Annotated in this window: 10 protein-coding genes and 1 riboswitch; of the genes, 8 read left to right on the forward strand and 2 right to left on the reverse strand. The window is 66.9% G+C overall.

What is annotated here, in order from left to right; genetic code table 11:
- The first annotated feature begins 72 nt into the window (after positions 1 to 72).
- Positions 73 to 233, forward strand: a riboswitch (FMN riboswitch).
- A 100-nt stretch (positions 234 to 333) separates the two neighbouring features.
- From BMY35_RS18835 to arsC, 3 genes are read left to right on the forward strand one after another with little or no spacing between them, the layout of a single operon-like run.
- Positions 334 to 846: a 6,7-dimethyl-8-ribityllumazine synthase gene (locus BMY35_RS18835; protein ID WP_093202171.1), complete on the forward strand. Its 513-nt coding sequence runs from the start codon at positions 334 to 336 to the stop codon at positions 844 to 846.
- 40 nt (positions 847 to 886) lie between these two features.
- Entirely contained in the window at positions 887 to 1,561 is a 675-nt protein-coding gene (locus BMY35_RS18840; protein WP_093202174.1) for a glutathione S-transferase family protein, read from the forward strand.
- Positions 1,562 to 1,591: 30 nt separating this feature from the next.
- A complete protein-coding gene (gene arsC, locus BMY35_RS18845; protein WP_093202177.1) occupies positions 1,592 to 1,972 on the forward strand; it encodes an arsenate reductase (glutaredoxin) in 381 nt (126 codons plus the stop codon).
- Between the two features lie 6 nt (positions 1,973 to 1,978).
- Here the strand turns inward: arsC and queG are convergent, their stop codons facing one another.
- Positions 1,979 to 3,052, reverse strand: a complete 1,074-nt coding sequence (queG, locus tag BMY35_RS18850) for a tRNA epoxyqueuosine(34) reductase QueG (RefSeq protein WP_177213663.1) — start codon at positions 3,050 to 3,052, stop codon at positions 1,979 to 1,981.
- Between queG and tsaE the strand changes: the two genes are divergently transcribed.
- The 3 genes from tsaE to BMY35_RS18865 all read left to right on the forward strand — a co-directional run bounded on the left by tsaE (position 3,038) and on the right by BMY35_RS18865 (position 5,436).
- The gene (gene tsaE, locus BMY35_RS18855; protein WP_093202180.1) at positions 3,038 to 3,544 is read left to right on the forward strand and encodes a tRNA (adenosine(37)-N6)-threonylcarbamoyltransferase complex ATPase subunit type 1 TsaE; all 507 of its coding nucleotides are present in this window, start codon (positions 3,038 to 3,040) and stop codon (positions 3,542 to 3,544) included. The two genes, queG and tsaE, sit on opposite strands and share 15 nt — an antisense overlap.
- Positions 3,541 to 4,995: an N-acetylmuramoyl-L-alanine amidase gene (locus BMY35_RS18860; protein WP_093202182.1), complete on the forward strand. Its 1,455-nt coding sequence runs from the start codon at positions 3,541 to 3,543 to the stop codon at positions 4,993 to 4,995. The genes tsaE and BMY35_RS18860 overlap by 4 nt, the downstream gene beginning before the upstream one ends.
- Before the next feature lie 153 nt (positions 4,996 to 5,148).
- On the forward strand, positions 5,149 to 5,436 hold the full coding sequence (locus BMY35_RS18865; RefSeq protein ID WP_093202247.1) for a glycine zipper domain-containing protein: 288 nt from the start codon (positions 5,149 to 5,151) through the stop codon (positions 5,434 to 5,436).
- 91 nt (positions 5,437 to 5,527) lie between these two features.
- On the opposite strand, the gene BMY35_RS18870 is transcribed toward BMY35_RS18865, so the two are convergent.
- Complete coding sequence (locus tag BMY35_RS18870; RefSeq protein WP_093202185.1) at positions 5,528 to 6,196, reverse strand: DedA family protein; 669 nt, start codon at positions 6,194 to 6,196, stop codon at positions 5,528 to 5,530.
- Positions 6,197 to 6,244: 48 nt separating this feature from the next.
- Here BMY35_RS18870 and BMY35_RS18875 point away from each other — a divergent pair, with 48 nt between their 5' ends.
- Both BMY35_RS18875 and BMY35_RS18880 read left to right on the forward strand, forming a co-directional pair.
- Complete coding sequence (locus BMY35_RS18875) at positions 6,245 to 6,748, forward strand: GNAT family N-acetyltransferase (protein ID WP_093202188.1); 504 nt, start codon at positions 6,245 to 6,247, stop codon at positions 6,746 to 6,748.
- Positions 6,749 to 6,791: 43 nt separating this feature from the next.
- On the forward strand, positions 6,792 to 7,318 hold a 527-nt coding region (locus BMY35_RS18880; protein WP_143080707.1), incomplete at its 3' end, for a dienelactone hydrolase family protein.

Raw genomic sequence — 7,318 nt, forward strand, 5'->3', positions numbered from 1 at the left:
GGCGCGGGGGCGACAGGCCGGTGTGGCGGCGGGCTCCTAGAATCGCCTCCGCTGTCCGGCTCGCCCGGCGGCAAGCGTTCTCAGGGCGGGGTGAAACTCCCCACCGGCGGTAATGGCGGTCGAAAGGCCGCACAAGCCCGCGAGCGCCCGAAGCTTGCAACGAGCTTCGGGGTCAGCAGATTTCGGTGCGATTCCGAAGCCGACGGTCACAGTCCGGATGAAAGAGAGCGCGAAATGCGGGCTTGCCCGCGCGCTTCGCTTTGTGCTGGCGCGCGAGCGGCCTTGCGGTTTCGTGCGCCCTGATTCAGGAAACCTGCTTTCAAGAGGCACACCATGAGTCAGATCAACGACCTTCCCCTTTCCGCCGTCACCGCGTCGGGTTCGCCACGCGGCACGCGCATCGCATTCGTCGAGGCGCAGTGGCATTCCGACATCGTTCACCAGGCGCGCGACGCCTTCCTCGAGGAGATGGACCGCCTCGGCGTGGCGCGCGATCTCATCGACATCTTCGACGTGCCCGGCGCCTTCGAGATTCCGCTGCACGCCAAGCGGCTCGCCAACTCGGGCAAGTACGCGGCCATCATCGGCTGCGCGCTGGTGGTGGACGGCGGCATCTACCGCCACGAGTTCGTGGCGAACACGGTGGTCAGCACGCTGATGTCGCTGCAGTTGGAGACCGACGTGCCGATCTTCTCGGCCGTGCTCACGCCGCACCACTTCCACGAGCATGTGGAGCACCGCAAGTATTTCCACCGCCACTTCGCGGTCAAGGGCACGGAAGTGGCCGAAGCCTGCTTCAAGACGCTCGAAGCCCTGAAGAAAGTCGACGCGCTGCTGGCCGCCTGACCTACGTGACAACGGGGGGCGGCCTGCGTAACCTGCGCGGATGCCATCCACATCCGCACACGAAGACCGCTACACCCTCTACGGCGCACCCGGCTCGGGTGCAACGCCCATACACGCCGCTCTGACGCTGATCGGCGCGCAGGTCGACACCGTCGACATCGCCACCTGGGAAAGCGAAGCCGAGCGCGAGCGCGTGTCGGGCGTCAACCCGATGCGGCAGGTGCCGGCGCTGGTGCTGCCTTCGGGCGAGGTGATGACCGAGAGCGCGGCCATCCTCATCTGGCTCGGCGACCGCTATCCGGAGGCCGGCCTCTGCCCCGCGCTCAACGACCCGATGCGCTCGTGCTACCTGCGCTGGATGGTCTACCTGCCGGCTGCCATCTATTCGATGTTCTGGGTGCGCGACGAGCCTTCGCGCCTGGTGCCCGACCCCGCGGCGCAGCCGGCCATGCTCGAACGCACGGCCGAGCGCATCGCGCATTGCTGGCAGCTGATGGATTCGCAGATCGACGAGCCTGCGCCCTACCTGCTCGGCGACCACATCAGCATGCTCGACCTGTACGTGACCGTGATGTCGCGCTGGACGCCGGGCCGCAGGCGCTTCTACCGCGTGGCACCGCGCATGACTCGGGTGGTGCGTCGCGTGGATGCCGATCCGCGGCTGGCGGAGTTCTGGGCGAAGCGCTTTCCGCTCTCGCCCGACCCGGCACAGTAAGGCTGAGGCCGGTTTCCTATCATCGACACCATGACCACACGCACCCCGACCACCGCCTATCCGATGACGATCTACCACAAGCCCAACTGCAGCACTTCGCGCAACGTGCTGTCGTTGATCCGCGAAAGCGGCGTGGAGCCCGAGATCGTTCTCTATCTTGAAACCCCGCCCTCGAAGAAGAAGCTGCGCGAGCTCTCCAAGGCCATGGGCATGGGCGCGCGCGAGCTGCTGCGCACCAAGGAAGCCCCGTACGAAGAGCTGAACCTGGCCGACTCGAAGTGGACCGACGACCAGATCTTCGACTTCATCGTCGAGCACCCGATCCTGCTGCAGCGCCCCATCGTGGTGTCGCCGCGCGGCACGCTGATGTGCCGGCCGTGGGAGCGCGTGCGCGAGATCCTGCCGGCCTGACGAGCCTCAGTGCGTGGCCTGCTGCGCCAGGCCCCACGCGACGTGCTCGCGCACCAGTTCGCTCGGGTGTTCGGCACGGGTTGCCAGCGCCTCTTTCGCACCGCCCTCGCCCGCCCTCACCGCGTTGCCCAACGCGACCGCGATATTGCGCAGCCAGCGCTCGTGCCCGATGCGACGGATCGGGCTGCCTTCGGTGCGGCGCAGGAAGTCCTGCTCGGTCCACGCGAAGAGATCGGCCAGCGTGCGCCCCGTGAGCTCTTCGCGCGCGTCGAAGTCGGGCAGCGTGCTTTTCTTCGCGAACTTGTTCCAGGGGCAGATCAGCTGGCAGTCGTCGCAGCCGTAGATGCGGTTGGCCATCAGCGGGCGCAGCTCGACCGGAATGGGCCCGCCGTGCTCGATGGTGAGGTACGAGATGCAGCGCCGGGCATCGAGCCTCTTCGGCGCCACGATGGCCTGCGTCGGGCACACGTCGATGCAGGCGCTGCAGCTGCCGCAGTGCGCGGTGACGGGTTCGCTGGGGGGCAGCTCCATGTCGACGTAGATCTCGCCCAGGAAGAACATCGAGCCCGCGTCGCGGTCGAGCACCAGCGTGTGCTTGCCGCGCCAGCCCTGGCCGCTGCGGGAGGCCAGTTCGGCTTCTAGCACGGGGGCCGAGTCGGTGAAGGCGCGGTGGCCGAAGGGGCCGACCTCCTCGGCGATGCGCTCCGCCAGCTTCGCGAGCCGGTTGCGCAGGACCTTGTGATAGTCGCGGCCTCGTGCGTAGACGGAGACGATGGCCTCGCCGGGACGCTTGAGCCTGTCGAATTCGACGGTCTGCCATTCGGGGCTTGTGCTGCGCGGCAGGTAGTCCATGCGCGCGGTGATCACGCTCACCGTGCCCGGCACCAGCTCGGCCGGCCGGGCGCGGCGCGTGCCGTGCGTTTCCATGTATTGCATCTCGCCATGGAACCCATGGGCCAGCCATTGCATCAGACCGGCTTCGGCGCTCGACAAATCGACGCCCGCGATTCCGATTTGGGAGAATCCGAGTTCCCGGGCCAAGGCCTGAATACGAACAACGAGTGGATGGCTGACGATCACTTGCCGATTGTAGAAACGCACAAGAGCACCCGCAGCCTGCGCTGGTGCAGCGAAGCCGACACCGACGCCTTCGCGCGGGCACTGGCCGCATCGCCTGCATTGCGCGACGCCTTCATCGAACTTCATGGCGATCTCGGTGCCGGCAAGACCACTTTCGTACGCCATCTGCTGCGTGCCCTGGGCATCGCCGGGCGCATCAAGAGCCCCACCTACGCGGTGGTCGAGCCCCACGAGGCGCCCGACGGGTTGCAGATCTTCCATTTCGACTTCTACCGCTTCGCCGATCCGCGCGAATGGGACGACGCCGGCTTCCGCGACATCTTCGCCGGGCCGGGCCTCAAGCTGGCCGAATGGCCGGATAACGCCGCGGGCCGCACACCAGTTGCCGACCTCGCTATTAAAATAGAAGCAATGACTGACGACACACGCAGCGTGACCCTCCTCGCGAACACCCCTCGCGGCAGCGATCTGCTGGCGCGCATCGCCGCATGAAGGCGGCCGGCCTGAAACGGCGCGTGCTGCTGCAGGGCGGCAGCATCGCGCTGATGCTCGGCGTGCACCAGATCGCGCGCGGAGCCACCATCCTCGCAGTGCGCGTATGGCCCGCCGCCGACTACACGCGCGTCACCATCGAATCCGACGCACGGCTCAATTCGCAGCAGCTCGTGGTGGGCAGCCCGCCGCGGCTCGCCGTCGACATCGAGGGCATCGACCTCAACCCCGAACTGCGCGAGCTGGTCGGCAAGATCAAGCCCGGCGACCCGTACATCAATGGCCTGCGCGTCGGGCAGAACGCGCCGAAGGTGGTGCGCATCGTGTTCGACCTGAAGCAGGCCGTGGTGCCGCAGGTGTTCTCGCTCGCGCCCGTGGCTGCCTACAAGCACAGGCTGGTGCTCGACCTGTATCCCGAGCAGGCAGTCGACCCGATGGAAGCGCTGATCGCCGAACGCCTGCGCGATGCGCCCCGCTCCACGGGCGGCGGCTCCACGGTTGCGCCGCCGGCGGTGGCGACTGCGCCGGCCGCCGATCCGCTCGGCGACCTGATGGCGCAGCAGTCGATGCGCCCGGGCCCGCAATCGCCGCCGCCCGCCGCAATGACAGGCGGCGACAGGCCTTCGATGCCGCCACCGCCTCCCGTGGTGGCCACCGCGCCCGTCAGGCCCGCTACACCGGCCGCTCCGCCGCCCCCACCGGTTGCCGCCACGGCCAACCGCACCGACCGCATCATCATCGTGGCGCTCGACCCCGGCCATGGCGGCGAAGACCCCGGCGCCATAGGCCCCAACGGCACGCGCGAGAAGGACATCGTGCTGCAGGTGGCCCACCGCCTGCGCCAGCGCATCAACGCGAGCAGCGTGAACGGCAGCCCGATGCGCGCCTTCCTCACGCGCGACGCAGACTTCTTCGTGCCGCTGGGCGTGCGCGTGCAGAAGGCGCGGCGCGTGCAGGCCGACCTTTTCGTGAGCATCCATGCCGACGCCTTCACCACGCCCGCCGCGCGCGGCGCCAGCGTGTTCGCGCTGAGCCAGAGCGGCGCGTCGAGCAGCGCCGCGCGCTGGCTGGCCAACAAGGAAAACGACGCCGACCGCGTGGGCGGCGTGAACGTTGGCAACCACGAGGCGCAGGTGCAGCGCGCGCTGCTCGACATGAGCACCACCGCGCAGATCAACGACAGCCTGAAGCTCGGCGGCGCGATGCTCGGCGAGATCAAGGGCATCGGTGCGCGGCTGCACAAGGGCTCGGTCGAGCAGGCCGGCTTCGCGGTGCTGAAGGCACCCGACATTCCGAGCGTGCTGGTGGAAACCGCCTTCATCAGCAATCCGGAAGAAGAAGCCAACCTGCGCCGCGTCGACTACCAGGAGAACCTGGCCGACGCGCTGATGCGCGGCATCCAGCGCTACTTCGCGCAGAACCCGCCGCTCGCGCGCAGCCGGCAACTCTGATCGCACGCCTGGGCTTCTGTAAAGCCAAAGCGTGCACTCCTGTCCCACGCCTGGCGACGCGAGAGCGCGCACAGGCACGTGCGGCAGGTTCCTACACGGCATGGGGCCACCTGTTGGAGATGATGAAGCATCACTCCTCGAAAGGTGGACATCATGAACACACGTCTCTGGATCGCTGCTGCTGCAGCCACCTCGGTCATGACGATCGCGGGTTGCGCGAGCGGCCCCAACCAGAACCTCGGCACCGGCGTGGGCGCGGTAGGCGGCGCGCTGGTGGGTAACGCCATCGGCGGCAACACCGCGAGCACGGTGGGTGGTGCGGCCATCGGCGGCATCATCGGCAACCAGATCGGCCGCAATGCCGACGAACGCAACTACTACAACCAGCAGCGCTATCCGCGCGGCAGCGGCTACTACCCGGGCAACGGCCCGAACTACTGAGGCACCGCGATACGGCCCGGGCGCTGAACGGGCCTGAACGAAAAAGCGCGCCGGTGGCGCGCTTTTTTTAATGGTTGATCGGCTGACTGCTTCAGGCCTGCGAGGCCTGCGCCGCGCGGGCCTTCTCGGCCTTCGAGGCGCGCCATGCGCCATAGATCGCCAGCAGACCCGGCACGAAGATCAGCGCCCAGATGATCTTGTCGAGATGCTCGCGCACGAGCGGCAGGTTGCCGAAGAAGTAACCCGCCGTCACGATGCCCAGCACCCAGATCAGCGCGCCGACCACGTTGAACATGGTGAACTTCGCGCGGTTCATCTCGGCCACGCCGGCCACGAAGGGCGCGAAGGTGCGGATGAAGGGCATGAAGCGCGCGAGGATGATCGTGATGCCGCCGTAGCGCTCGTAGAAGGCATGGGCCTGGTCGAAGGCCTTGCGGTTGAAGAAGCGTGAACTCTCCCACTGGAACACCTTCGGCCCGAAGTAGCGGCCGATCGAGTAGTTGCACTGGTCGCCCAGGATCGCGGCAGCGATCAGGATGCCGCAGGCCAGCGGATAGTTCATGAGGCCCGCACCGCACAGCGCGCCGACGATGAAGAGCAGCGAGTCGCCCGGAAGGAACGGCATCACCACCGCGCCGGTCTCGACGAAGACGATGAGGAACAGCAATGCATAGACCCAGGGGCCGTAGGCGATGACGAATTGCTGGAGGTGCTTGTCGACGTGAAGAACGAAGTCGACGAGAAAGCTGATGATTTCCATGGCCGCGGATTATCCTTGCTGAAACCGAACGCCCTCGTGAATCACCCCATGCTGCACATACGCGCCGCCACCGATGCGGACTGGCCGGCCATCTGGTCCGTTCTCGAACCCACCTTCCGGCGCGCCGACACCTACACCTATCCGCCCGACGTCTCCGAGGAACAGGCACGCCATTCGTGGACGAAAGTTCCCACTGCAACCTTCGTGGCCTGCGACGACGAAGGCAAGGTGCTCGGCACCTACGTCATCCGCCCCAACCAGCCCGGCCAGGGCTCGCACGTAAGCAATTGCGGCTACGTGGTGTCCGATGCAGCGCGCGGCATGGGCGTGGCGTCGGCGCTGTGCGAACACTCGCAGCAGGAGGCCCTGCGCATGGGCTTTCGCGCGATGCAGTTCAACTTCGTGGTGTCGACCAACGAGGGCGCGGTGCGCCTGTGGCGCAAGATGGGCTTCGCCATCGTCGGCACGCTGCCCGGTGCGTTCAGGCATCCGCAGCACGGCTACGTCGATGCCTACGTCATGTTCAAGCAGTTGCAACAGCAACAGCAGTGACAGCGCTCTCACATACACAAACCCTCGACAGGAGAAACACGCGATGACAGGCCAGTACATCCAGATGCAAGCCAAGGACGGCAGCGGCACTTTCCGCGGCTATCTCGCACTGCCCGGAGCCGGTACCGGCCCGGGCCTTGTGATTGCGCAGGAAATCTTCGGCATCAACCACACGATGCGCGAGGTGGCTGACTACTACGCCGAAGAAGGCTACGTGGTGCTGGTGCCTGATCTGTTCTGGCGGCAGGAGCCGAACGTGGAACTCGGCTACAGCGAAGCCGACTGGCAACGCGCCTTCGCGCTCTACGGCGGCTTCGACGAAGCCAAGGGCATGGAAGACATGCAGACCGCCATCGACACGCTGCGCGGCCGCGCGGAGGTGCCCGAAAAGAAAGTCGGCGTGCTCGGCTTCTGCCTGGGCGGCAAGCTCGCCTACCTGAGCGCCTGTCGCACCGACGCCGACGTCGCCGTCGGTTACTACGGCGTGGGCATCGACGCCGCCCTCGACGAAGCCGACAACATCCAGCGCCCCCTCACCCTGCACATCGCCGAGCTCGACAAGTTCTGCCC

It is taken from the genome of Variovorax sp. YR750, from assembly GCF_900109805.1.
In the GTDB taxonomy this organism is placed as follows: domain Bacteria; phylum Pseudomonadota; class Gammaproteobacteria; order Burkholderiales; family Burkholderiaceae_C; genus Variovorax; species Variovorax gossypii.

Excerpts from the sequence above, each read along its gene's own strand:
- BMY35_RS18875 (WP_093202188.1), top strand. The coding sequence starts at position 6,245 with ATGCTGCACATACGCGCCGCCACCGATGCGGACTGGCCGGCCATCTGG.
- BMY35_RS18860 (WP_093202182.1), top strand. The coding sequence starts at position 3,541 with ATGAAGGCGGCCGGCCTGAAACGGCGCGTGCTGCTGCAGGGCGGCAGC.
- arsC (WP_093202177.1), top strand. The coding sequence starts at position 1,592 with ATGACCACACGCACCCCGACCACCGCCTATCCGATGACGATCTACCAC.
- BMY35_RS18865 (WP_093202247.1), top strand. The coding sequence starts at position 5,149 with ATGAACACACGTCTCTGGATCGCTGCTGCTGCAGCCACCTCGGTCATG.
- BMY35_RS18840 (WP_093202174.1), top strand. The coding sequence starts at position 887 with ATGCCATCCACATCCGCACACGAAGACCGCTACACCCTCTACGGCGCA.
- BMY35_RS18835 (WP_093202171.1), top strand. The coding sequence starts at position 334 with ATGAGTCAGATCAACGACCTTCCCCTTTCCGCCGTCACCGCGTCGGGT.
- BMY35_RS18870 (WP_093202185.1), bottom strand. The coding sequence starts at position 6,196 with ATGGAAATCATCAGCTTTCTCGTCGACTTCGTTCTTCACGTCGACAAG.
- tsaE (WP_093202180.1), top strand. The coding sequence starts at position 3,038 with ATGGCTGACGATCACTTGCCGATTGTAGAAACGCACAAGAGCACCCGC.